The organism is Vibrio sp. 2CM40D (genome assembly GCF_023161825.1).
Lineage (GTDB): Bacteria > Pseudomonadota > Gammaproteobacteria > Enterobacterales > Vibrionaceae > Vibrio > Vibrio alginolyticus.
The window spans coordinates 490092-516217 of the sequence record NZ_JALNTL010000002.1; the positions used below are offsets into that span (position 1 = coordinate 490092).

Sequence of the window (26126 nt, forward strand, 5' to 3'; positions counted from 1 at the left end):
TTATTCTCCTGCCAGCGGCTTTGGTTGATCAGACCCAAGAATGCAATACGTCAAACTATTACCACGCAAGTTCGTCAGTGAATAAGACGCACCTTCTGGAACATTCAGCACATCACCGCGCGTTAAAACAACATTAGCTTGTTCGCCTTGATGCGTGAGGACCACCTCTGTATCGCCATCAAAGTTGATAAGTACTTGTTTTTCTTCTCGGCAGTGTTGAGGAATCGAGCCACCTTCAGAAAGCTCATAAGCCATGATGCTCACTTCATCTTCACTCTTTACTTGGAAGTCATAACTCGCCAAAGGATGACCCGTTAAGGCGTATTGTTTCACGTTGCTTCCGCCGAAATCGCCTTTGATTTCACGATAATCTTTTTGCAGAGCGACAAATGGCATCATCTCTTCTGCGGTGTAGGTATCGAAGGTCGCGAGCTCTTCTTCGGTAAGCAGCGGCATCAATTCTGATTCTTGTGGCACCGGGTCGCCATTAATGGTGTCCACGAGTGTGCCATCGGCTTTGAGGTATAAACCATAACCTTGACTGTCTTTAATAACGTTTGGATGCCAAATAACGCCGCCACCTGAATCGTCGCCGCCAAGTACCGAGAACATAAAGCCGTAATCGCGGCCAACCACTTCAAATCCACGGAAGAGATTGGTTGGAATCGAGATGACGTCACCGTGAGACAACACCGCCTCATGCTCTCCATCGTTCCCCCAATAAAAACGGAACTGACCTTTGAACACCAAGAAAAGCTCGGCGGTACGATGAGAGTGCAACGAATTTTTGATGCCCGGCGGTTGGCCTGCGGCACCAATGTTAAAGCCCGCCGTATCGCGAATATGAACATGTTGACGACTGCTTTCTGCCACCCCAGCACCGATAATGCAGAAGTTATCTTTCAGATCACTGCCTGGCGTGCGCGCATCAATAAACGCACTCGTACCCGGAATCAGTTCCATGTAGCGGACCAGATTATTATTCATTTTAGATTGTAGAGTCATTGTAAATCCTTGTTGTCCTTGTTTGGACCTAGCCTTTGAATTGTTAGTTACAAACCGAAAGTGTGTTACAGACCTAAAGGTCGCCCACCATCAACCGCGATGGTATTGCCTGTCGAGAAGGTAAGAAGATCTGCCACGGCGTACACGGCTTGAGCGACTTCTTCATCATTGGCTAAACGCTTAAGCGGTGTGGATTGTTCTTGTTGATTACGCCATGCGTCATCCAAGCCTTTGACAAACTCAGTGTCGACAAGCCCTGGAGCAACAGCCAGAACTCGAACCTCGGGAGACAGAGCGCGAGCTAAAGAACGGGTCATGTTCTCCGCGGCAGATTTACTTGCACAGTAAGCAATGTTGCTCCCCATCGCAGTCTGTGCCGCGATAGAAGTAATGTTCACCACACAACCATTGGCTTGCTTAAGCCAAGGCTCAAACGCTCGAACCATGGCAAAAGGCGCACGGACGTTCACTTGGAAAATTTGGTCAAACAGCTGGTCATCTAAACTTTGCAAATCAGAGTGCGCGACGAATTTCGTCATCCCCGCACAGTTGACCAACAAATCCAGCTTGTCGCTTATTTCACTGACTTGATGTTTAAGCTGTTCAATCGCACTAGAATCTGCCACGTTCAATTTGAATGCTAGATGCTCGTTACGTGGCAGCGAGGAAAGCACATCCTCGGCCGCTTTCTGATTACTGTTGTAAGTCAGAATTACGCGATATCCCGATTCAGCTAGCTTGCGACAAATGGCGGCACCCAGTCCGCCACTGCCGCCTGTGACTAAGGCAAGTTTCGACATATTACGCCTCTTCCACTTTGCCTTTGTAACGGCGTACACGAATATCCGCTTGCTCTTTGTGACCGGCAAAACCTTCTAGTGCACACAAGCGAGAGCAGTATTCACCGACTTTTAAGGATGCCGCTTCCGTTACACGCTGGTAAGTACAAGTCTTGATGAACTTACCTACCCAAAGGCCACCGGTGTATCGCGCCGCTTTCTTCGTTGGCAGTGTATGGTTGGTACCAATACATTTGTCGCCGTAAGAGACGTTGGTTTCACGACCTAGGAACAAGGCACCGTAGTTGGTCATGTTATCTAGGAAGTACTTAGGATCTTCCGTCATCACTTGTACGTGTTCAGAAGCGATATCGTCTGCCACTTCCACCATTTCTTCGTAGCTATCGCATACGATCACTTGTCCGTAATCTGCCCACGCTTTACCCGCAACTTCAGCCGTTGGGAGAATGGTTAACTGACGTTCGATCTCTTTAATGGTTTCTTGCGCAAATGTTTCGCTATTGGTCAACAATACAGCGGGAGAGTTGTAACCGTGCTCAGCCTGACCAAGCAAGTCTGCCGCTGCCAATTCCGGGTCACAGCCTTTCTCATCAGCAATGACCAAGGTTTCCGTTGGCCCTGCAAACAAATCGATACCAACGCGACCAAACAACTGACGTTTTGCCTCTGCTACAAATGCGTTACCCGGCCCTACAATCATATCGACTGGCGCAATAGTCTCCGTGCCCAATGCCATAGCTCCTACCGCTTGAACACCACCGAAGCAGTAGATTTCATCCGCACCCGCCATTGCCATCGCAGCGACAATCGCGACGTTCGGCTGGCCGTTAAACGGAGGCGCACAAGCAATAACACGTTTTACGCCCGCGACTTTCGCCGTCAGTACACTCATGTGAGCGGATGCAACCAATGGGTATTTTCCACCAGGGATGTAACAACCCACGCTGTTTACTGGAATATTTTTATGCCCCAGTACCACACCAGGCATGGTTTCTACTTCGACGTCTTTCATTGAGTCACGTTGAATTTGAGCAAAGTTTCGAACTTGTTGCTGAGCGAACTCGATATCATGACGAGTCGATTCATCAAGCGCATCCACACAGGCTTGGATTTGCTCTTCTGACAGGCGGAATTGCTCCGGCGACCAGTTATCAAACTTTTCAGACAACTCACGTACAGCGCTATCACCTTTCGATTCAATATCAGCAAGAATGTTTTCGACAATCTGACGCACTTTTGCGTCATTTGATGCTGATGCTTCTTCAGTGATTCCGTTTTTTAAAATGCGTGCCATTGGGTTTCTCCTTGAACATTGAGGCTGACGAACGGTTATTTTTATGCTTTTGGATACGAATGCAAAATCAGATTAAACACTTAATTAACATTTGACAAGTTAAGTCAACAAACCACAAAAACAATCCTTAAGCCTTTGTATTTATTAGCTTAAACAAATAAAAGCAAGTAATAAGGACCTTAATTAAGTTTAATTTTCAATCAAAAATGAGTTTTAGATCACATCATTTTTACTCATCATTTACATTTCTACATGTTAGTTTTTGCATACCTTTGCAAAGGAGAGAATCATGAGCAATTTTAAACAACGTCTGAAGCAAGAAACGATATTAGGTACATTTGTTAAAACCCCTCACCCTCACATTATCGAAGTATTGGCACTGGCAGAGTTGCCTTTTGTGGTACTGGATGCAGAGCACGCACCTTTCGATCGCTCCTCGCTTGATCTGTGCATCATGGCGGCCAGAGCGAATGACCTCGCGTGCGTGGTACGAGTACAAGACAACGCTCCTTCAACCATTTTGAACGCGCTTGACTGTGGCGCGGCGGGTGTACAAATTCCCCATGTTTGTACTGCTGAGCAAGCGACGCAACTGGCGAAAATCTGCCATTACGGAGAAGGTGGCCGAGGGTATGCTGGTTCCAGTCGAGCAGCGCAATACGCCACTAAGCCCATGGTTGAACACTTAAAAGACAGCCGTGCGAATACGATTGTCATTGCACAAATTGAAGACCCTCAAGGGGTTGAAAATGTTGAAGCGATTGCCAATGTTGAAGGAATTGATGCGCTCTTCATTGGCCAAGTTGATCTCACTGTCGCTTATGGTGCTGATAGCGTTCATGATGAGAAAGTCGCACAAGCAAGTATGCGAGTAATCGAAGCGGCCAGAGCCGCCAATAAACCTGTTGGCATGTTTGTCGCGACGGCTCAACAAGCTCGGGAATGGCGTGAACTCGGCGTTAGCTTCTTTTGTGTTGGGTCTGAACACAAAATGATCATTGATGGCTTCAAACAAGAGAGAAATGTGATGAATTCTTGAGTTTTCTCTGATATTTACGCCTTATCAATGTAATGCTCTAGACACAGAAATCCCCTAGCCCATACACTCAGCACGTATGAGAAGGTTCAATGGCCTTAAATAAGGAGTATCACCATTAAAGCGAAAGTAACTTCGATCGACGTCGCGAAGATGCTCGGCGTCTCTCAATCGACGGTATCTAGAGCATTCAGCCCGACTGCGAGTATTAGCGAGAAGAAACGCAAAATGGTGATGGATGCCGCAGCTAAGCTCGGATACACACCGAATGCCATCGCCCGAGGTCTGATTTCGAATCGTTCAGGCTTAGTGGCGATTGCGTTAGATAGCGAATCAAACCCAATGTATGACATGCAATCTCGTGCTTTGGCTGTCGAAATTCAAAAGCGAGGCGGACAAGTTGTGCTTTGCCCTATCGACAAAGACGACCTCGATCTCGCCATTTCACGCGCCATTGAATACCAAGTGGACGGACTCGTTATCGCCACCAGCCGTTTAACCTCACGCGCGTTTGCCCAATGCGAAAAGTTTGGCGTTCATTTAAGCTTGATTAACCGCTACGCCGAGGGTATTAATGCCAATAGCTCTGGTATTGATAACCGATTGGCGGGCCAACAAGCAGCCGAGTATTTAACGCAGAAAGGCGCAAAACAGTGTGCTTATATCAGTGGCGATGCTGGCTCCATGACCAGTGAAGAGCGTTGGCTGGGTTTCTCTTCAAAATTGCAAGAACTCGGCTCCCCGTCACCAACCTTTATCCAAGCCAAGTACAGCTTTGAAGCAGGCTTAGAAGCGGCGAAAGCGATCTTGTCGCACACTAGCAAACCCGATGCAATTTTTTGTGCAAACGACATCCTCGCCATGGGTGTGATGGATGGCTTGCGACAAGCCGGAGCAAAGATCCCCCAAGACTTCTCTGTGATGGGTGTAGATAACATTCCGATGTCTGCATGGCCGAGCTATGATTTGACCACCATTGCTCAACCAGTCGACAAAATTGTTAAACGAGCGGTTGAAGATTTGATGAATCGAATCAACGGCAACCTGGATGCAACTGGCGAATACCTTTTCGAGCAAGGCACCTTGCTCGAACGTAGTAGCACCACTTAATAAATCCATTTTTATTCATTCTTCATAAACAAAATGTCTTGCTTTCGAGTAAGGCACTTTCTGTGATCACGATTAAATTTTCACCAATCGTTATTTAATTCCTCATCAATTCATCAATCTTGTTATTGACTTGTTACTTTAATGTTTTATTTTGGATTCGTATGCAAAATGGATATGAATTGCTCAACTAATTTATAAAAACATAAAAAGTTGTGTGACTTGCCGACGAATGCCCATGGCAGGTCATACCAGAAACAAGGAAGAACGATGAAGAAAGCAATCCTTACTTCACTTACCGCACTGGGACTTGCATTTAGCAGTATGAATACGTTTGCAACCAGTGTTATTCGTCTTGCTCATGACAGTCAAGAAACCTCTCCCGTACACAAAGCAATGCTCTATTTCGAACAAGAAGTGGAAGCTCGCTCAAACGGTGAGATAGAAGTTGAAATCTATCCGGCAAGACAACTAGGCGATGTGCGTGAGACGACTGAACTCGTGCAGCAAGGCAACTTACAAATGACGTTTGGTGCGTCAGTTTTACTCTCTCCCTACGTCCCAGAGTTTAACGTGCTCGACGTGTTCTACCTTTTTGATAGCGAAGAGCAAGCACACAAAGCGCTCGACAGTGAGAAGATCGGACAACCATTGTTGAATGCTATGGAATCAAAAGGCTTTCATGGACTTGGCTTTATGGAGGTCGGCTTTCGTAGCGTGACCAACAACAAACAGCCAATTGATAGTATTGAGGACCTGAAAGGGCTAAAGATTCGCTCGGCATCTAACCCCACTCAAATAAGCGCGTGGAAATCTATTGGTACTGCGCCAACACCTCTGTCTTGGGGAGAAATTTTCACCTCGTTACAACAAGGCCTGATTAACGCTCAAGAAAGTGCTATCTACTCTATTTATGCCGAACGTTTTTACGAGGCACAAAAGTACCTCTCTTTAACTAACCATATATACACCAACTACGTGTTGTTCATGAACAAATCGTTTTGGGATTCACTGCCGGCCGCACAACAAGCGCTGATCAGTGAAGTAAGCAAAGAAACCATCGCAAAACAGCGTGAGCTCGCCGCTAAGCAAAACCAAGAAGTAATCAAAGAGCTCGAAGCAAAAGGCATGACGGTTAACATCGTCCCAGACGAGGTACGCAGCATCATGAAAGAAAAAATGAATGCAGCCGTGTACCAAGATCTGCGTAGCAAGACAGGTGAAGACTTGTTTGACAACGTGATTGCCGAGATAGAACGCCTATAACTCCCACTCTTTTGCACGATCTGGCAACAGGTCGTGCTTTCTCGTTTTGGAGGTGAACATGAAGTGGTTTCGCTTACTAGACAAATACCTAGAACCTACCCTTATCGTTATCGCGATCTCGACGATGACAACTTTACTGTGCTTGCAAATCGCACTACGCCTATTTGACGCAACGATCGCGTGGGCTGAAGAGCTGGCACGTTATTTATTCGTATGGGCGATGTACCTGAGCATCAGCTATTGTATCCGAGATGATCGACACATCCGCATTCGTGTGTTCATCGATAAACTTCCGGGCAATTGGACGCAATTCAGTTTGATTGTTTCTGATCTTATCTACCTTGCCTTTAGTGCCACTGTCGCCTGGTTTGGATTTAAGGTGATCAATCGCAGCCTGCAACTCGGTCAGATTGCACCCGCAATGGAAATTCCTATTGCGTGTTTGTATGCCTCTGTTTTAGTTTGCGCACTATTAAGCTGCGCGCGCCTAGTGACAAGCATTTATCAACGTGTGAACGCGTGCTCCACCAGCAATGAACGAGTTCGCTTTTCTCGCCAACGCTATCGCCATATCAAAGCAAAGTACCGTACTTCTAACCGACTATTGGAGTTTAACGCATGACGTCTGCACTTTTGTTTGGCAGCTTTGGTCTGCTTCTGCTCATTGGCGTTCCGGTCGGTATTGCTCTGGCGGCAGCCAGTATGGTCGCGATACTCAGTCTGCCGTTTCTTAACATTGAGTTTTTAGTCCAAGGAATGGTAACAGGGCTCGACTCTTTCCCTCTCCTCGCCGTCGTTCTATTTACCTTGGCAGGTAACCTTATGAGCCAAGGAGGGATCTCAAAACGATTATTACACGTGGCGGAGGTCTTCTTTGGCCACTTTACTGGTGGGCTTGGCATCGTCGCCATTGTGGCGTGCATGTTCTTCGCTTCCATCTCTGGTACGGGGTCTGCCACTGTTGCCGCTATCGGCCTGACGATGATTCCCTCGATGGTGAAGAAAGGCTACGACCGCAGCTTTGCCGGTGCCTTGATAGCCTCTTCCGGCGGAATTGGCGTCATTATTCCACCCTCTGTGGTGATGATCGTCTACGCGATCACTGCTGAAGTCTCCGTCACTAAGATGTTCATGGCGGGAATCATTCCTGGCTTGGTCGTCGGTATGGTATTGATCGGCTACTGTCTAATTGTCTCAAAAATGCGGGGCTACACAGGTAACGAACGCAAAGCGACTTGGGCAGAGCGTCTTGCTGCGCTAAAAGAAGCCAGCTGGGCAATGCTACTCCCCGTGATCATTCTCGGCGGTATCTATTCTGGCATTTTCACGCCTACCGAATCAGCCGCCATCGGAGTTCTCTATGGCTTATTCTTTGGCATGTTTGTTTATAAAGAACTCAAACCAGCGCAAGTGGTGAAAATCATTCTAGAGTCGTCACTGTTAGTTGGCGCTGTGCTCGTCATTGTGGGTGCGTCCGTGACGTTTGGCCGCATATTGACCCTAGAACGTCTGCCGACTGAAATTGCTCAGTTCATTCTATCGATTACCGAAAACAAACTTCTGATACTGCTTTGCATCAATGTCCTGTTGTTGCTCGTCGGTACCTTTATGGAAACGCTGGCAGCGATTGTTATTCTCACACCAATTCTGTTACCCATTACGTCAGCACTCGGCATGGATCCCGTTCATTTTGGTATCGTGATGATCGTGAACTTGGCCATTGGCTTTGTTACGCCTCCTCTGGGTGCTAACCTGTTTATGGCAAGTCAGGTAGGCAAAGTACCGATAGAGTCGCTCTCTAAAGCCATCATGGGTTGGATTGGTGCAATGATAGTGGCCTTGATGTTGATTACTTTCATCCCTGCCATCTCGCTATCGTTACCTGCGCTTTTATCCTGATCGTAGCACTCATAGAGCGCTTATGACTGTTATAGCCACTAGATAAACACCTTTCTAGTGGCTTATTCGTTATCTACTTCCGATTTAATAAAAAAGACCTAAAGCATTCGTATGCAAAAGGAAAATTTGAAAGATATAAGGATAATTGACACCAAAATAGCTGAATATTAGCGATAAAGTCTATTTGGGTGCCTTGATCTGCATGATTATCAGTTTTGGCTTAATCATTTGTTTCCATTCAAACAGATCAAAATAAATTAAGCGATTAAAAAACAATAAGATACTAGGAAATTCATACAAAAAACTTTGACCTCCTTTCTTATTAACACGTCTCGATAAGAGATAGCTTCCATCTCTCCTGTACTTTTTTAGTTTATTTTCCGCTCAATTGTTAAAAATCTGATCATCAGCACGCTATTTAAACAATCGAAAAACAATCCGTTGACAAAATGGCAACATGATATATTTTGAATACGTAATCAAAACATAATTATTCAATTACGGAGGTGATTTATGGCCATGGTTGGCTTCGATGAAAAGTGGCGTGACTTTCCCGACTACATTCTTGGTATCACAAAAGAGATTTGGGAAGACCGAGGTTTAAACACCTTAGAACACTACTACTCTCCCGACATTGTTGTGCGTACTCCACTCTCTATCGTTCAAGGAAACGAAGGGGTGATCAGTGCAACAATGGCGACACTGGCCGAGTTTCCCGATCGCACGCTATATGGCGAAGACGTCATTTGGTCAGGCACCCCGGAACAAGGCATGCTTTCTTCTCATCGAATCATCTCTACTGCAACACACAGTGGCAACGGCTTCTACGGGCAAGCCTCGAACCGCAAACTTCGTTTCCGTATTATCGCAGATTGCCACGCTATCAATAACCAAATCAATGACGAATGGTTGGTTCGCGATCAAGCCGATATCGCGAAACAACTGGGTATGACGTCAGAAGAGTTTGCACGCCAACAAATCGAATTTGAAGGTGGCGTGGAATCAAGCCCATTTCCGTTCACACCTGAAGTCGACATTCCTGGACCTTATTTGGGCGTAGGCAACGACAACGAATATGGTCAGCGCTACGAAGCAATTCTCAGAAGCCTTATGAATGCCGAGTTCTCTATAGTACCGAAAGAGTACGACCGCGCTTGCATCGGCGAATACACTGGAGGTCAAACTGCCCTATCACACTCGGAAGTCGATCATTTTTGGATGGCACTTCGTGCGTCTTTCCCAAATGCTCAATTTACCGTTCACCATCGTATTGGCCGAGATGACGACATGATGTCACCACGCACTGCAATTCGATGGTCTTTGCACGGTAAGCATGAAGGGTATGGGATGTTCGGTAAGCCTTCTGGGAAAGAGGTTTACATCATGGGGATCAGCCACGCTGAGTTTGGTCCTTGGGGTCTTCGTCGCGAATTCACTTTGTTTGACGAGACCGCAATCTGGAAGCAAATCCTGCTACAGCAAGGCTAACGGCTGACTAAACACTATTTATTAAAATCACAGACAGTAAGGAAGCAACATGTCACTCAACATCATCGAACAGTTCTACCAGAACTACTTCAAAGCCGCAGACATCGAGCAAAAACAGGCCGCTCTGCAAGCTTTGAACCCTGACGTAAAATGGTGCGTGGCGCACCCTGTGAACGATCTTAATGGCCCAGATGCAACCCACGAATCTTTCCTCTCACCACTTGTTAATGCTTTACCTGATGCCGAGCGCCGACCAATGATTGTGATGCACGGCGAATACGAAGGCCGCACTTGGTACAACTCTACCGGCTACTTTATCGGTACATTTGAACAACCACTGTTTGGCATCCCAGCAACAGGGAAAACACTCTACTTGCGTTACACCGAAATGGTGTGTGTGGAGAACGACCAAATCACCGAATCTTACATGATTCCAGACTTCATCGATGCGATGAATCAAGCAGGCTGCAACCCTCTTCGTAAAAGCTTAGGTCACGATGGCTTGGTTCCTTCTCCTGCAACTTCTAACGGTATTCAACAATCTGTTGTGTCTTTGGAAGAAAGTGAAAAGAGCGCCCAGCTGGTTGAAGATATGCTGTCTTGCTTGGGTCGTTTTGATGGCAAAGATCTTTTCTCGATGGATCTTGAAAACTACTGGCACAATGACTTCATGTGGTACGGCCCTGCTGGTATTGGTACTACGCGCGGTATCAAAGGTTTCCGTAACCACCATCAAGCGCCATTTGTGTTTGCGTTCCCAGATCGAAGTGTCGATATTGAGGTCAATTTTTTGGCCAAAAATGACTACGTATCCACAGGTGGTTGGCCACATATGCATGGTACTCACACTGGTTACAGTGGCTGGCTCGGTCTTGCCCCAACCGGAAAACACATCGAACTTCGCGTTATGGACATTTGGCGACGCGAAGGCGATTTACTGAAGGAAAACTGGGTGGCGATCGACATCGTTCATATCCTGCTGCAACTTGGCTATGACGTGTTTGCACAAATGAAAGAACAGTTAGAAGGACCTAATTATGCATGAGTTTGGCGCACTTAACTGGAGCATCCTTGGGGGATACATCGCCCTCACGCTAGTACTGGGGGCGGTAATTGGAAAGCGAGTCACTTCAGCTAGCCAATTCGCCTTGGGTGATAAGAGCATCCCTTGGTGGGCGATCGGTATTTCTGTCGTTTGTACTTACGTGAGTGCCATGTCGTTCCTTGGCGGGCCAGCTTGGTCTTACAAAGAAGGCCTGTCGGTTATCGCGATTCACCTCAATTATCCGCTGGTGATCTTCTTCATCGTGGCTGTATTTATGCCATTTTTCTACAACAACGGTTTAACGTCTATCTACGAGTATCAAGAGCGACGTTTTGGTAAGGCTTCACGACTGACATTGTCGTTTATCTTCCTTATCAAACAAGCATTGAGCTCGGCAGCGGTACTCTACGCGACAGCAATGATTTTAGAGTTCATTACTGGTATCGACGTGATGTACTGCATCATGATAGTCACTGCAATTGCCCTTATCTACACCGTAATGGGCGGTATCGCGGCCGTCATTTGGACCGATGTGATTCAAGCAGTAATCTTATTTATTGGCGCATTCATCATCATTGAAGCTGTATGGAATGGCATGCCTGCTCCAATGACGGAGGTCATGGCAGAACTCAAAGCGAAAGGAATGACCGATGCCCTACAGACAAGTTTTGACCTAAGCCAAGTAACGACGGTATGGGCTGGCGTTATCGCAATGACGATGTTCCACACCACCGTGTATGGTGGTAACCAGATGATGGTACAACGTTGTATGGCCGCTAAAAACATGGGCGATGCGAAAAAGGCAATGTTGATGATGGGCTACGTGGCCTTCTTTATTTACTTTGTCTTTATCTTGCTTGGCGTACTGTTCAACGCTTATTACGACGGTAAAGAGTTTGAAAACGGCAACACCATCATTCTTCATTATGCGAGTGAATATGGAATGCCAGGCTTGATGGGCATCATTGCCGCTGCGATTCTGGCGGCAAGTATGTCGAGTCTCGATTCCGCCTTTAACTCAATGGCGACCGTTTCTGTGGCTGACTTTTACAAACGCTTCTACAAGCAAAACGAGTCGGAAGAGCACTACTTAAAGGTATCGCGTTTCTTCACGGTGGCGTGGGCGATTTTGGTCATCATTCCAGCGATCATGTTTGCCACCAGCACAGGCTCGGTACTGGAAGTGCTGAGTAAGGCAGGCTCTTACTTTGTCGGTGCGAGCTTCTGTATGTTCGTCCTTGGTTTCTACTCAAAACACATTACGGAAAAAGGCTTGTTAATTGGCGTTGCTGCTAGCTTCTTGGTGATTTGGTATGTAGCCGTTGCGACCGATATTGCGTGGCCTTGGTATTGCGTGATTGGAGTCCTTGTGAATGCCGTTGTCGCTTACATTGCTAGCCTTCTCCTGACGGGTAAACAAGATGAAATGCATCTTTACACAGTGAAAGGCCAGCAAGCGGAATATGCTCGTCTAAATAAACCAATCAAGGAAGATGGTTGGTATGTCGTTCCCGGCAAAATCGATGCTCCATGTTATGGCTTACTAGTGATGTTTGTATTCTCGATCGTGATGCTTTGGGGGATCAACGCGTTTACCGACAACGCTCCTATGCTGATTAACTTTATGCGTGGCTGCTCTATTCTTGTCGCTACCGCTTGCATCGGATACATGGGGTATTCACTCCTCTCCCCAAAACGTAAAGTTGCAGTCAAACAAGCAAATTAATGTTCTTTACGTAGATACTGTACGTCCAACAAACGGACAGTATCTACGCTCTAGATCTAGTGCTAGCTCAAAGCAAACCAAATGGGTTAACCCACATTTTGCTTTTTAACACTCCAAAGCCATTATTCTACTTAGGATACCCCGTCAGAACATTTATGAATACGTACCTATTTATGCTAGTCTTATGACCTCAATTACTGGCAACTAAGTTTTATTCATGAAATCAATTAAACACGTAGTCACATCAAAAGATGTGGCAAAGATGGCAGGCGTCTCTCAATCTACTGTATCGCGCGTGTTTGTTCCGGGTAGCTCAGTATCCGAAAAGACCAAGCAAAAAGTCTTTGAAGCGGCTAAAGCCCTTAACTACCGCCCTAACGCCTTTGCACGTAGCCTGACCACAAACGAATCGAAATTGATAGGTTTGGTGTTTCCTGATGCGGATTACCCTATCCATATGAAAACACTGCAATTAATTTCCAGTGAGTTACAGAAAAAAGGTTATTCTGCCGTATTGATTCCATGGCAAGTGGATGAAGAAGAGGGCCACTCAATCCCAAATATCTTCCAGTATCGCGTCGATGGTGTCATTGCTGCTTCCGCAACCTTCAATAAGTCCCTTTATGAAGAATGTGAAGAGTTTAATATCCCAATTGTTCAATACGCACGAGTTGTTGAAGGTACTAGGAGTAGCTACGTTATCAGTGACAACTACGAAGCAGGCCAACAAGCTGCGCAACTTCTGCACAAAAGTGGCGTGAAGAACGCGGTTTATTTGACGGGAGAAGTGCCAACCTTTACGAATGACGAACGTCAAAGCGGCTTCTGCTCTGAATTTGAAGACCTAACCGGCAAGACGCCACGCATCATTGAAGCCAGCTATGACTACGCGAGCTCACTTGATAAAGTCCGTGCCATACTGGCAGACAAAAATCGGCCTGAAGCGGTGTTCTGTGCAACCGATAACCTTGCGATGGCGGTCATGGATATCGCCCGTATAGAATGCGGGTTGAGCATTCCTCAGGACTTACAAGTCATTGGCTTTGATAATATTCCTCAGACAGAATGGTTAAGCTATCAATTAACCACATTCCGCCAGGATTTCCGTCGCCTCGCTCGCGAGTGCGTGAAGATCATTGTTGATCAAATTAATACGAAAAACGGCAGCCTAGTAAAAATGATGGTGCCAGTGAAGTTAATCGAGCGACAGACAACAAAAGCTTAAATAGCTATAGCCAGCCATTCGGTTGGCTTTTTATTTGCCCCTGACTCCCAAACGGCTCATTTAGTGTTGTAAGAATTAATGAACCCATGTATATTTATGAGCCATTACACTATATGAACCAAAAGAAAAGGGGCTCATAATCCTTATGACCACGTATCTTTACACTCGTTATTCGCCAAAAAATCGAGCTTACCAAGAGCACCTTAATACTCTAAAAGCTTTTGCGCCCGAAGCTCAGCATTTTGAGGATAAGGTTCGTGGTTGCATGCCTCCAACCGAGAGAGAGGCATTCTTACAACTGCTCGATTCCGTCAGAACTGGGGATACGATTGTGCTCTGGTGGCTGACCGCATTTGGTCGCGACTTTAGTCAAGCATTGAACACAATAAAAATGCTACTCGATAAAGGGGTAACATTGAAAACCGTATGTGAATCACTAACTTTTGAGCCAGGTTCTGTTCAAACTCAAACACTACTCACAGTGTTATCTGGATATGGGAAAGTGCAGACTGAACATCGCCTGTTTGCCGCAGAGCAAGGGCGACAGGCCATTAAAGAGCAGCCAGAATTATGGAAACAGAAGTTTCGCGGCCGCCCCGCAAACAAAACCAAACACCAACAGATCGCAACGTTACTGCTAGAAGGCTACACATTGCAAAACGTGGCAGAGCAATGCGAAGTCAGTCTATCGACTGTGAAGCGGGTCAAAGCAAAGCTAAATGAAGTGGATGACGAAGGTGGCTTAAGATCACGACGCCAAAAAAGTTGTTTGAATGGAGACCCGTCATGAGTCGCCCAATCAACTTTCATACTATACTACTCGCCTGTCTTATTATTAGCGTTGGCTAGTTGAGCATGGGGCTAGTCATGCCCTCTTTGCCATGGATAGCAAAAGACTTTTCCATCTCCCTCGACCAAGCTCAACTACTTGTGAGTATTTATTTGCTCGGCTTTGGCCCCTCTCAATTTATCTACGGGCCAGTGTCAGATGCTTTAGGACGAAAAAGAGTATTACTTACCGGTTTACTCATCGCGATGTCTGGTCTGCTGATGATTATTTTCTTCAGTGACACATTTACAGGGATGGTGATGGGGCGCTTTTTACAAGGGTTAGGTACAGGATGCTGCGCGGTACTCGCGAGAGCGTCGACTCGAGATAGATTTAGCGGGGATGAACTCCCAGTGGCAATGTCTTACATCGCCATGGCGGCTTCAATCACGCCACTTATTGCACCTGTGATTGGCGGCTTTATCAACTTCCACTTCGGTTGGAGTATGGTGTTTATTTCTCTATTGGGCTATGTCTCGCTGGCCTGGGTAATCATCGCCTTTAAGTTCACAGAAACCATCACAAAACGTTCTGTCATTCCGTCACCCCGAAAAATGTTGCTCCAATACAAGAGCTTAATTACATCTCGTTACTTTATGAGTTTCGCCAGTATCAGTTGGTTAAACTTCAGCTTAATGATTACGACAGTCTCTGTGATGCCATTTATCATGCAAGATCAAATTGGCATGACCTCCGCTCAATACGCGATGTGGGCGCTCATTCCCGCTTTGGGTATGTTATGTGGTACCACGATTTGTAACCGAGTAAGGCCAATTATTGGCAATAAAAAAATGCTGCTTTGCACCCCATTTCTTCACCTCGCTGCCGCAATATGGTTATTTTTCTGCCCTGTTGAGCCTCTATTTCTGATGCTAGGACAGCTATTAATGATCTTGGGTAATGGTATTGCCCTACCTTGTGCACAAGCGATGGTAATGCAACCTTATAAAAAGCAAGCAGGTGCCGCAGCGGCAATGTCTGGTGGTGGACAAATGGTCGTCTCCTCATTGGTCAGCTTAACTCTGGTGCAGCTTGGATTGAGTCAAGCATGGCATCTAGCGATCGTTATCGTAATATTTGCATCGCTTACCTTCACCAACATTCAACGTGGCTTCAGTGCAGAGCAACCTTCAGAACGATAACAAAAAACATACTATTGTCCTTATAGTTACGACAAATCGTATAAACTTAAATTTAGGAAAAGTTGGCGGATACTAACATGATGTTGCATTTAAGAATGGGCGCCTTAACACTCGCCACATTGATATCCGCTGGCACTGATGCGAGCGCCAACGAGAACTGGCAGTTCGAGAGTGACAAGAATGGAATCACAATTTACTCCCGAGAACATAGTGACGGTTTAGTTGAGATCCGTGCCCGGATGTTCACACCCACCAGCTATGGTGCATTTTTAACGCTACTGGAAGACAGTGACAATATCCCGAACTGGATTGACAATGCCAGTCATAGCCGGGTTTTAAATCAGATATCGGCCACCGAGAACATCGTTTACACCCAGTTTAAAGCACCATGGCCTGCCAAAAATCGGGATATGGTCACCTACTCAAAGTACTGGGTCGATGAGCTGGGATTCACGATAGAAATCAAAAGCGCACCTGACTCATATCTTGCTGAACAAAATGGTTATGTTCGAATTCGCTCGGTTGATGCGACTTGGGAGTTACAAAAACTCACAAACGATACAACACTCGTGGAATACAAGGCGTTTGCTGACCCCGGAGGTCTATTGCCAAACTGGCTGATCAACAAACTCTCAAAAGAAAGTGCATGGGCGACATTTAGTAATTTAAGAAAAGAGTTACCTGAATATCAGCAATACTCTCATCCTCAAATAGATGAGTAAGCGTCGCTCTTCCCACTCGCTTTTTAATACGGTACATAATAACAAAAGGCGGCTTCAAGCCGCCTTTTTCTACGCAATGTGTTACTGCTGTGCAACCGTTACAGGTTTAGTTGCACCGCGGTAATCAAACTCAAAACCAATACCTTGGTCTGTCACGTCCATCGTCATACCACCAACAAGCTCGCCTTGTAAGCTTTTGACAACATCATCCGGAACCGGCTCCCCAGTGATTGACGACGCACTCTCTAACACTTCCAAAATACGCTCTGAATCAAAATCAAAGCTGAACAAGCCATTTGGAGAAAGTGATTGCGCCATCACTTCTTTGCTTGCTTCCGCAGCACTATCACCACTGTAAAGGGTGAAATGGTTTTCGTTTAGACGAGCAAACACGTCCACCTTCATGCCAGTATGCATTTCTAATAGGTCACTGACATTAACAGGTTGGTTATCCGGTTGAATTTGCAATTGAGCAAGTTCAGGAACGAACATTTGCGCAGTTTGAATAAGCATCATTGGATCATTGGCAGAAAGAGACAACATACCATCTAGCTGGCTAAATACTTCACCATGCTGAGCATTAGTATCTACTTTGATATCAAACATTTGCAGGCTTAACCCTTTAAGGCCATTAACCATGCCTGACCCCATGCTTACAGCGGCTGCTGGATTCTGGCCGCCCATCTCTTGCTGCATTTGTGTCAATAAAGAGCATTGATATTGAGGCTGGGTCAAGTCAGCCCAAATCTGACCAATCGATGGCGCTAGAGTATTAATGTCTAAACCAAGCGCCATACTAAAGAAACTCTTATCACTTTTAGACTCAGCCAATACACCACGAATCGACTTGAGCGCATCTAGAATCACTTTATTGTTGGACTCAACAACAAAAGAACCTTTAATGAACGCCTGATCGCCTTTCATCTTGTATTCTGCAAACGCGACGGACTGAGGCCAGTTTTCTGCAACTTGAGTAAGCTCAGTATGGCAGGCTGGTGAACGCATTTCCTCAATAGTTGGTTCAGGATCTATTGCATCCAACGTGCTAATTTGACGAGCAAACATATTGCCATCTTTCGTCGTCAAACCTTTAATCACTTCGCGATGATCAAAGTAACCAAAAGAGTTGTTGTTTTCACCGTATTTGGCTTGCAACGCCTCAAGACGTCCACTCTCAGCAATATTTTGACTTGGTGCTTCAAGCCCTAATGCCATTTTAATCGGGTTTTGAACGCCCAGTTGCGGAACATCAACCGTTAACGTAAGCACGTTATCAACCACGGCTACAACCAAGCCAATACCGTCCTGCGGGTCAATTGAATCAGTCATCTCGTAACGACGATACTCGACTTCACCAAGCTTAACCAACTCATGCTTAGCGCCGCTCATCTGCTCTTCATGATCCAGTGTTTTCCATAACGCGGCAGGGTCTTCAATATCCACTTTGTACACCGGTACCATACCAATTGTGTACAACACAGGATTAATGTTTTCCCCGGTGCCCAAATAAGCTTTTAATGTTTCTGGCGACGCAGCACTCTCTAGGTATCCATCGAATAAGTTAACTGCAAACTGCTGTTGTGGAGACAGTGGTTCATCGGCAAAAAGTTCTGCAATCGAGCCTTGATTCGCCGTACCGAATGCGTTCATGTATTTATAATGGTTAAAAGGTTCTGTCTGATACGTCACCATAAGTGAATCTGCAGGAACTTGCGTTAACAGTGAGCCTGCATCACTCGCGGTAGTATTGTTTTGGTACAGGTAGCCAGCGCCCCCTGCTGCTGCGACCACTGCTGTAGCCAATAGTAGTTTTTTCACGACCAACTCCGTTGTCATAGTTATGTGTTCCTAAACGAAATGTAACGCTTAGGTTTAAAGCCAATGAATAGTGCTTTATATCAACCGCTATCATAAACAAGTTATCGATGTAATGAATGTCGGTTTGATAAATTATCCAACATTTATAAGGCAAACCGTGAAGTAAGTTGAATTGCGTGCGGATGCTATTGGCAATATTCACAATCCAATTTCTCGGATAACCGCCTTAAAAATCATAATATTCAGTTAAATGAAGCGATTTGGAGTAATTACGACCAAAATCAGCAGAATATTAAATCTTTATTGAGTCTTTTATCTAATATCTGAAAACGCCTCACGACCTGACACTTCTTTCCAATTTGCCTCTGGCGGTCCCTACTCGTTTTCCTTACATTCCTACTAACTCAGTGACGAGACGTATACCAAATACGAGCAATAGAAGACGATGAAAGACCAGTTGACGATCTCTATATCAACTATCAATGGCTCAAGACATTGGTACTTCAGTAAAAGGATGCAACGCAACATAAAAACGTTTTTCGTTTTTTTTGTTGTTGCTCTGGCCGCGACCGTAATCTTAATTCATCACTTGTACACTCGCGTTGATAATGCAGCGTTAAAACAAGCTGAATTGACAGAGCATTCACGCACCATGGGTGAAGAGCTCAGCACACTGAAAACACTTAAATCAGAGCTAGAAAATGACCTTTCAGAACGGGAAGAACGGGTACAACTTGTTTCGGAACGTTTGGGTGAATTAGAGAAAGTGCTTGGGGTTGGAGAACATACCTCGACAAATAACTTGGATGCTAGGCTCGATGCAGCAGCGATAACCTCAAACGTTCGCATGGTGTTATTAAACCAAATACCAAGTGGCTCTCCAGTCGGCAACGTACGACTATCTTCCGGATTCGGTAAGCGTATCCATCCGGTGACAAAAGTTGCCAAGATGCATCGTGGGCTCGATTTTGCCGTAAATATCGGCACCAAAATTTATGCCCCTGCCGATGGGGTAGTGGAAGTCACCCGCCGCAGTAATAAAGGCTCTGGTAACTTCCTCAGGCTACAACATTCTTTCGGTTTTTCGAGTTCTTATTCGCACTTGAAAGCGTTCAAAGTAAAAAGTGGTCAGTTCGTCAAAAAAGGGCAACTGATTGCAATTTCCGGCAACAGTGGGCTCTCTTCTGGCCCTCACCTGCATTACGAGGTGCGATTTGTTGGGCGAGCACTGAATCCGAAACCATTTGTCGATTGGAGCCTTAATGATTTCGAAGACATTTTTACTAAGGAGCGAAGAATACGATGGGAATCTTTAATCAAAACAGTGGAACAACGAGTAGCTCAGCAGCTTCAACTCTCATCGCCAAAGGCTGTTCTCTTAGCGGAGAACTCAAAGTAGAAAACGATGTCCAGATTGATGGCATCGTCGATGGTCAAATTAACGTGGAAGGCACTCTCGTTGTCGCAGAAAGCGGGCGAGTAAACGGTGAAATTTACGCTAAACAGCTGATCATTAACGGCATGATGGACGGAAACTGTCACGCAGAACACATTCAAGTGCTTGCCAAGGGACGCGTAAGCGGTAGGATCTGGAGCAATAACCTCAGCATTGAACCTGGTGGCAAATTCTTTGGTGAAGCAGCCGAATTACCTGAAAAGGAAGTGGTAACGTTAAAGGGTAAGGCTCAAGACAGTGCGATCACAAAAGAAAACAACACCAACAATGAAAAGCGACTTTCGCGTAAATCAGCATAAAAGCTTTGATTAAAGTGCTTAAAAAGACGGCTTTCACGCCGTCTTTTTATTACTATTGCCACGATTTTCGTCAGAAACTACGTGATTATTCGGCCGGATTTAAAACCATCACCGAGCGTTTTGCTTGTGGACCAAAAGCTGATTTTGCATGCGCTTTCACTTCATCTAACGTCACACTTTTAGCCACTTTCTCAACGTCAAGTAACACATCGACGCCGTAATCATGCACCAAATAACGAGTATATGCCCATGATCTCTGTGCTGGGTTATCATCCAATCCTTGCATCGCGACTGCCAGTTGTTTCGCGGCCGTATCCACTTCTTCTTGGGTAATATTTGACGCTAAATCATCAAACACTTTGCCCAGTTTACTCTCTAAAAGAGCCACGTCTTCGGGCTCGACTTGAGACTCCAAGAGCCAATCAGAGATGGGTTCGCGATCTTGTGTCATGGTGTAAATGCTCGGGCTGTAATCAAGGCTAGACTCTTCTCGCACAATATCCAAAACACGTGCATTACTAATACGTTGCAAAATATCTTCGATAACCGTGTCTCTTGCCGTACGTTGGTAATCGCTCGTATTAGTCAAACGCATTACATACAACGATGAAGGTTCATGCCCATCCGAAACCACAGTTCGCTCCGGCACTTCCGGGTTAAACGCAACGTGATAATCAATCGAACGACTCGGTTTCATTTCGATAGAGGCCACATATTTACGCAAAAGTGGTGTAATTTCTTCCGGCTCTACGTTTGCAACAATAACCATCTTAAAACCATCATTGGTTTTGAAAAGTTGCTCATGCACCGCTAGTATCTGCTCGGAAGTCACTTGTTCAACATCATCACTGGACACTATACGATGACGACTACCCGGCAAATAAGAATTGCCGTTTGCTTTTTGAATCAGTTTTCCCATCGGTGATTCAAAAAAAGCGCCGCTCTGCTGTTTAAACTCTTGCTTCGCTGCTGCCATCTGGCGCTCGTCGACTTTAATCTCCGTCGCTAGGTTGTATAGTCCATTCAAAGCATCAGTTAGGTGCGTATTTGGCGCCGTAATTTGTGCTCCGTGACTGGTCGCATCAAGCATCGCGCCAAGCGCAATGTTGTTTTTGCGTAAGTAGCTATCTAGCTCTGAACCAGAAAATGCCCCTAACCCACTGCGTATTGCCGTTGTTGCTGCGATTTCATAAGCGGCATACAACGTCGGATCAACAGCGGCTTTACCACCTTGGCTCGCATAGTAAATATACGCTCGACCACCCGCTTTAGTATCTTTTTGGAACCACACTTCGACACCGTTTGATAGCGTATAGACTTGAAAACCACCCGCTTCCTGACGCATGCTCGTGATGCTGCCTTCCTGGGTAGGCTTTAAGAATCCATCCACTTTGTCATACATCTCTAACGGTTTTTCGCCAGTTTGAAGATAGGCACTGTTTAGAGCGGCAAATACACCATTGAACTGTTCTGACGTTTCGCTTTTCCCCAAACCAATAAAAAAGCTTGGCTGCTGAGATAACAAAGCCGCCAATTGTGTGTTAATGCTCTCTAAATTCTCGTTGTTGATGAATTCTGCCAAACTCTGGGCATAACTCTCTTTTGATTGGCTGACACTGTCTTGTCCAATTTGAAAAACACGTGCTTCTGCGTAACTGTTTGGCTTACGCTGACTCCAATCTGAATCAATATTTGCAAGTTCACCTTGCCAATTTGACATAACGCTATCTAACTCGGATTGAGTCGCACCATAATCTCTCAACGACGCCAAGGTACGAATGAAAGTCTGGTGCATTTGTTCGCGGCGATCTGGTGCAAACGAAATCCCTGCCGACATCATACGCTGATAGTTAGAGTAATAGGGCTCTGCATAAGCGTATTGAAAAGGTTCAGCGGCATCACTGAGTACACGGATCAAACGCTGTTGAATGAGTTGTGTTGCGACTTCATCACGCCACACTTCATGTTGTTGCTCAATCGTCGTGCCGCCACTTAGACCACGCTCAATCACTAAATGAAGACTTGGTGATTCCATCGTGTTACTTGGCAAGATTCTGTTTTCGTTGTTCACTCGAATATCACGGCGCTTCTCTATTACCGTATCCGAGGTACTTTCCCAGTTCGAGAACTTGCTTTTGATAATCTTGGACAGTGAATCTACGTCGATATTACCAGTCACAATCAACTCGGCATTTTGTGGCTGGTACCATTTGTCGTAAAACGCCTTTAACTTACTTGAGGAAGCATTTTGAATCGCTTCGCGAGTACCAATTGGGTCATGCTCACCATACATAGTGCCTTCAATCGAGGCTTGGTAAGCATGCATAGAAAAGGACTTATCATCTGGATTAGCACGTCGCCATTCCCCGAGAATCACCCCTTTTTCTTTCTCTACTTGCTCAGGAGCAAACTCAAGTCCGTTACCGATATCTCTCATCCACTTCAGGGCATCTTCTAGCTTCGTATTATTCGCAAGGTCAAGTTGGTAAGACGTTTGCTGATAACTGGTAAAAGCGTTGATATCAGCGCCAAAGCTACCACCAGATTGCTCAAAAAGTTTGACAACGTCGTTACCGGTAAAATGCTCACTACCATTAAACGCCATATGCTCAACAAAGTGAGCGTAACCCTTTTGAGAAGATGTTTCTTGGAATGAGCCGATATTCATCACCAAACGGACCGAGACTTCTTGGTCTTCTGTTGGATAGAGATGGTATTTCATACCGTTCGATAACTGGTCCACGTGCCAGTTGGCGTCAGGTTGAATCGGCGTCGACTGTTGTATCAGAGCACACCCTGACACTAATAACGCGGGGACTAACAATATACTGCGCATAACGATTGCCCATAACAATGATTAAGCTAATCAATATATATCCGGTGCTATAACCTTCACATTTTTAATGGATTATCAGACACGCAAATGTGATAAAGATCACCATTTATTGAAATCAATTCTCATTTACAAAAATCGACAAATCCTTACTTTACAAATACATAAATAATATCGTTCCAAATCCTTTTGCTTATTTGGTGTAAAACTCAAATTCGCGACATGGAGTCAGTATTTATTTTGAGCAATAAAATATAATTATTGAACAGATTCGAATCTGACTTTCTGCTGCATATTCAACAGCGCAGAGAGCACTGATGAGAATAAAAACACAACAACTATTATTCAAAGATCTATTATTCGCTTTATGTTCAAAAATCTATCATTAAAAAACAAACTGGCAATCTCTGCCAGTGCCGCCATCATTCTAGGGGGAGTGCTGGTAGAGGGGCTGTCTTTTCGAGATTCATTAAATAGGCTCGATGTCGAAGTCGCACAGCGACTAGAAAGCACTAGCGCATCTTACAATCAATACGTAAAGGACTGGCTACTCTCTAAAGAGCGCGCACTGACTTCACTCTCTTCTGATTCAGAGAAACGTTCTCTGGTTACGCATTTGAAACAAGTCCGAGACTCTGGCGCGTTCGATAACGTTTTCCTCGCTTACCCGGACGGGTCACAAGACAACGCTAATGGGGTGGTTTTGCCACCAGGTAATAACGATCCTCGTAAGTGGGGCTGGTACACCAATGCAATCGCCAACCCATCGAAAGTCTTTATGGATAACCCGACCGTCGCAGCTGCCACGGGGGCTAACGTCGTGTCGCTCGGTAAAGCCCTGCAATTGCATGGTCAAACCGTCGTTCTGGGTGCTGACGTAGAGATCGGTGATATCCTGAACAGTCTCAACCAAGTGATCCTACCGGGTGAAGGTTATATGTTTATTGCCAATGAACAGGGCAATATTTTCACTCATAACAACGGTAAACTGCTGAATCAACCGGTTAGCAAGCTGGGCCTCAACAACAACGACATTACGTCTGCCGCACGTTCAGGTACAGAGCGTCGCGTCTCTATTAACGGCACCGAATATGTGATTTACGCGCGCCACATAGAGGGTACCAAACTCACAACGGTCACAGTGTTAGATCAAAACTCGTTGGTTGCCCCACTTTACGATGCAGTTTGGGATCAAATCATCGCAACCACTATCGTCGTCGTTATCTGTGTGGCTTTGTTTAACCTGCTATGTAACATCTTGTTCCGTCCGCTCTACAATGTTTCGAATGCGCTTGCGCAAATCGCCAACGGTAGCGGCGATCTGACTCAACGCATCAAAGTAGAAAACCGTGACGAAGTTGGTGAGCTGGCTGAAAACTTCAACCAGTTCGTTGAAAGTTTGCAGCAACTTATTGGTCACATTCGTCACCAAGCGGAAGAACTGAGCCAACAATCGGAGCTGAGCACGACTCGCGCGAATCAATCGGTTTCCGATCTGAACCATCAGCAACAAGAAATCACTATGGTGGCGACCGCTGTGACTGAAATGGCATCAGCAACGCAAGAGATTGCAGCACATGCAGAGCAGACGGCTAAAGCCGCTCAAGACTCTTCAGCAAGCACACAAAACGGTCATGAGTTGGTGATCAATTCCAAATCGTCCATCAATAATTTGTCTTCTGAAGTCAACCAAGCGAGCGTTGTCATCGGTGAGCTCAACCAGCACGCGCAAGACATCTCAACCGTGCTATCAACGATTCGAGACATCGCAGAGCAAACCAACTTACTGGCTCTGAATGCGGCGATTGAAGCGGCGCGTGCAGGTGAACAAGGTCGCGGTTTTGCCGTTGTTGCAGACGAGGTTCGCGTGCTATCACAACGCACACACACCTCAACCGAAGAGATTCGCTCGACGATCGAGACCTTGCAGCAAACCACACAACGCGCAGTGGCCATCATGGATACAAGCTCTCAGCTCGCGCAAGGTTCGGTGGAAGATGCTGATCGCGCAGCACTGGCTCTGGATGAAATCAACGCGGCCGTTGCGCTGATCAGCGATATGGCAACGCAAATCGCGACCGCCGCCGAAGAGCAAACGCACGTAACCAATGAAATCACGCAAAACGTCACGTCCATTAAAGATGTGACCGATCACTTGGTAGTTGGTGCCGAAGAATCGATGAATCAATCTGCTGAGCTGAAATCGCAAGCTGAGGATCTCAACTCGAAAGTAGCAACATTTAAACTGGCTTAAACGCCACATTAAGGACGCTCTTAAAAACAACAAACCCCGCTAGCGACTTTGTTACTAGCGGGGTTTGTTTTTATGGATCGACGTTTTTATTGCAGATAGCTTTCGAAAGACGTAAACCTACACCGCCACACACATCGGCGTGCCTGAGATTGGGTCGTTAAATACTCTCGCTTGTAAATCAAACACCGATGCCAACATACCTTCTGTCAGTACCTCTTGCGGTGTTCCCTGCGTGACTAACTGACCTTTTTCCAACACCACCAAATGATCGCAGTAACGGCACGCTTGGTTTAGATCGTGCAGCACTACGACCACTGTTTTGCCTTTGTCGTTCATCTGCCTCATGAGTTTCATCAGCTCAACTTGGTGAGAGAGATCCAAGTAAGTGGTTGGCTCATCAAGCATCACTACGTCGGTATCTTGCGCCATTACCATCGCAATCCACGCCCTTTGCCTTTGACCGCCAGACAGCGATTCAACTGGCTTGTCAGCAAACTCAATCACGCCAGTATCTTGCATTGCTTGCTCGACTAAGGTCTTGTCTTGTTGACTTAACCGGCCCCAATGAGAGAGATAAGGCGAGCGGCCATATTCGACCAGTTTTCTGACGGTAATACCTTCAGGACTGACAAGAATCTGCGGCAGCAAAGACAACGAACGCGCCAAGCGTTTATCACCGTAGCTGCTTAGTGGTTTGTCGTCATACAACACTTGGCCAGAAGCGGGTTTATTGATGCGTACCAAGGTTTTTAATAGTGTCGATTTACCGCAACCATTTGGACCAACTAGTGCGGTAATTTTACCTTGAGGAATCGACAAAGAGAGATCTGGAATGATGGTCTGTTTGCCGTACGCGACGGATAAGTTCTGCGTTCGTAACAT

Annotated in this window: 20 protein-coding genes and 1 pseudogene; 15 read left to right on the forward strand and 6 right to left on the reverse strand. The window is 45.8% G+C overall.

Going from position 1 to position 26126, the window contains the following annotated elements; translation table 11 throughout:
• From MTF70_RS05560 to hisD, 3 genes are all read right to left on the reverse strand, one after another.
• A complete protein-coding gene (locus MTF70_RS05560) occupies positions 1-1005 on the reverse strand; it encodes a cupin (protein ID WP_025768658.1) in 1005 nt (334 codons plus the stop codon).
• A gap of 65 nt (positions 1006-1070) precedes the next feature.
• Positions 1071-1805, reverse strand: coding sequence for an SDR family oxidoreductase (locus tag MTF70_RS05565; RefSeq protein WP_005374763.1), 735 nt, complete (start codon positions 1803-1805; stop codon positions 1071-1073).
• A gap of 1 nt (position 1806) precedes the next feature.
• Positions 1807-3099, reverse strand: coding sequence for a histidinol dehydrogenase (gene hisD, locus MTF70_RS05570; RefSeq protein WP_005374756.1), 1293 nt, complete (start codon positions 3097-3099; stop codon positions 1807-1809).
• A 289-nt stretch (positions 3100-3388) separates the two neighbouring features.
• Here hisD and MTF70_RS05575 point away from each other — a divergent pair, with 289 nt between their 5' ends.
• The 12 genes and pseudogenes from MTF70_RS05575 to MTF70_RS05630 all read left to right on the forward strand — a co-directional run bounded on the left by MTF70_RS05575 (position 3389) and on the right by MTF70_RS05630 (position 16584).
• Complete coding sequence (locus MTF70_RS05575) at positions 3389-4138, forward strand: aldolase/citrate lyase family protein (protein ID WP_205461236.1); 750 nt, start codon at positions 3389-3391, stop codon at positions 4136-4138.
• A 150-nt stretch (positions 4139-4288) separates the two neighbouring features.
• Positions 4289-5245 (forward strand): substrate-binding domain-containing protein, encoded by a 957-nt coding sequence (locus MTF70_RS05580; RefSeq protein WP_205461235.1) that lies wholly within the window; start codon positions 4289-4291, stop codon positions 5243-5245.
• Between the two features lie 267 nt (positions 5246-5512).
• Positions 5513-6508 (forward strand): TRAP transporter substrate-binding protein, encoded by a 996-nt coding sequence (locus MTF70_RS05585; RefSeq protein ID WP_025768662.1) that lies wholly within the window; start codon positions 5513-5515, stop codon positions 6506-6508.
• A gap of 58 nt (positions 6509-6566) precedes the next feature.
• On the forward strand, positions 6567-7130 hold the full coding sequence (locus tag MTF70_RS05590) for a TRAP transporter small permease (protein WP_025768663.1): 564 nt from the start codon (positions 6567-6569) through the stop codon (positions 7128-7130).
• Positions 7127-8407, forward strand: a complete 1281-nt coding sequence (locus MTF70_RS05595; RefSeq protein WP_047102426.1) for a TRAP transporter large permease — start codon at positions 7127-7129, stop codon at positions 8405-8407. The genes MTF70_RS05590 and MTF70_RS05595 overlap by 4 nt, the downstream gene beginning before the upstream one ends.
• A gap of 513 nt (positions 8408-8920) precedes the next feature.
• Positions 8921-9895 carry an ester cyclase gene (locus MTF70_RS05600; RefSeq protein WP_025768665.1) on the forward strand — a complete coding sequence of 325 codons (975 nt, stop codon included), beginning with the start codon at positions 8921-8923 and terminating at the stop codon, positions 9893-9895.
• A gap of 49 nt (positions 9896-9944) precedes the next feature.
• Positions 9945-10940 carry an ester cyclase gene (locus MTF70_RS05605; RefSeq protein ID WP_042522215.1) on the forward strand — a complete coding sequence of 332 codons (996 nt, stop codon included), beginning with the start codon at positions 9945-9947 and terminating at the stop codon, positions 10938-10940.
• Positions 10933-12666, forward strand: coding sequence for a sodium/solute symporter (locus MTF70_RS05610; RefSeq protein ID WP_005374733.1), 1734 nt, complete (start codon positions 10933-10935; stop codon positions 12664-12666). The genes MTF70_RS05605 and MTF70_RS05610 overlap by 8 nt, the downstream gene beginning before the upstream one ends.
• Before the next feature lie 217 nt (positions 12667-12883).
• Positions 12884-13891 (forward strand): LacI family DNA-binding transcriptional regulator, encoded by a 1008-nt coding sequence (locus MTF70_RS05615; RefSeq protein ID WP_005374731.1) that lies wholly within the window; start codon positions 12884-12886, stop codon positions 13889-13891.
• Positions 13892-14036: 145 nt separating this feature from the next.
• Entirely contained in the window at positions 14037-14681 is a 645-nt protein-coding gene (locus MTF70_RS05620; protein ID WP_025768668.1) for a recombinase family protein, read from the forward strand.
• Positions 14678-15862 (forward strand): annotated as a pseudogene (locus MTF70_RS05625) (multidrug effflux MFS transporter). Before MTF70_RS05620 ends, MTF70_RS05625 begins: the two are co-directional and overlap by 4 nt.
• Positions 15863-15939: 77 nt before the next feature.
• Positions 15940-16584, forward strand: a complete 645-nt coding sequence (locus tag MTF70_RS05630; protein ID WP_017820098.1) for an START domain-containing protein — start codon at positions 15940-15942, stop codon at positions 16582-16584.
• A gap of 81 nt (positions 16585-16665) precedes the next feature.
• Here MTF70_RS05630 and MTF70_RS05635 read toward each other — a convergent pair whose 3' ends face one another.
• Positions 16666-18420 (reverse strand): hypothetical protein, encoded by a 1755-nt coding sequence (locus MTF70_RS05635; RefSeq protein ID WP_196297851.1) that lies wholly within the window; start codon positions 18418-18420, stop codon positions 16666-16668.
• A gap of 427 nt (positions 18421-18847) precedes the next feature.
• On the opposite strand from MTF70_RS05635, the gene MTF70_RS05640 reads away from it, so the two are divergent.
• Both MTF70_RS05640 and MTF70_RS05645 read left to right on the forward strand, forming a co-directional pair.
• Positions 18848-19801 carry a M23 family metallopeptidase gene (locus tag MTF70_RS05640; RefSeq protein ID WP_005374721.1) on the forward strand — a complete coding sequence of 318 codons (954 nt, stop codon included), beginning with the start codon at positions 18848-18850 and terminating at the stop codon, positions 19799-19801.
• Complete coding sequence (locus MTF70_RS05645; protein ID WP_080276973.1) at positions 19705-20157, forward strand: polymer-forming cytoskeletal protein; 453 nt, start codon at positions 19705-19707, stop codon at positions 20155-20157. The genes MTF70_RS05640 and MTF70_RS05645 overlap by 97 nt, the downstream gene beginning before the upstream one ends.
• A gap of 85 nt (positions 20158-20242) precedes the next feature.
• Here MTF70_RS05645 and MTF70_RS05650 read toward each other — a convergent pair whose 3' ends face one another.
• Complete coding sequence (locus tag MTF70_RS05650) at positions 20243-22993, reverse strand: M16 family metallopeptidase (protein WP_171344784.1); 2751 nt, start codon at positions 22991-22993, stop codon at positions 20243-20245.
• Positions 22994-23357: 364 nt separating this feature from the next.
• Here MTF70_RS05650 and MTF70_RS05655 point away from each other — a divergent pair, with 364 nt between their 5' ends.
• Positions 23358-25244: a methyl-accepting chemotaxis protein gene (locus tag MTF70_RS05655; RefSeq protein ID WP_054575394.1), complete on the forward strand. Its 1887-nt coding sequence runs from the start codon at positions 23358-23360 to the stop codon at positions 25242-25244.
• Positions 25245-25361: 117 nt separating this feature from the next.
• On the opposite strand, the gene fecE is transcribed toward MTF70_RS05655, so the two are convergent.
• Positions 25362-26126 carry a Fe(3+) dicitrate ABC transporter ATP-binding protein FecE gene (fecE, locus tag MTF70_RS05660; protein WP_054575393.1) on the reverse strand — a complete coding sequence of 255 codons (765 nt, stop codon included), beginning with the start codon at positions 26124-26126 and terminating at the stop codon, positions 25362-25364.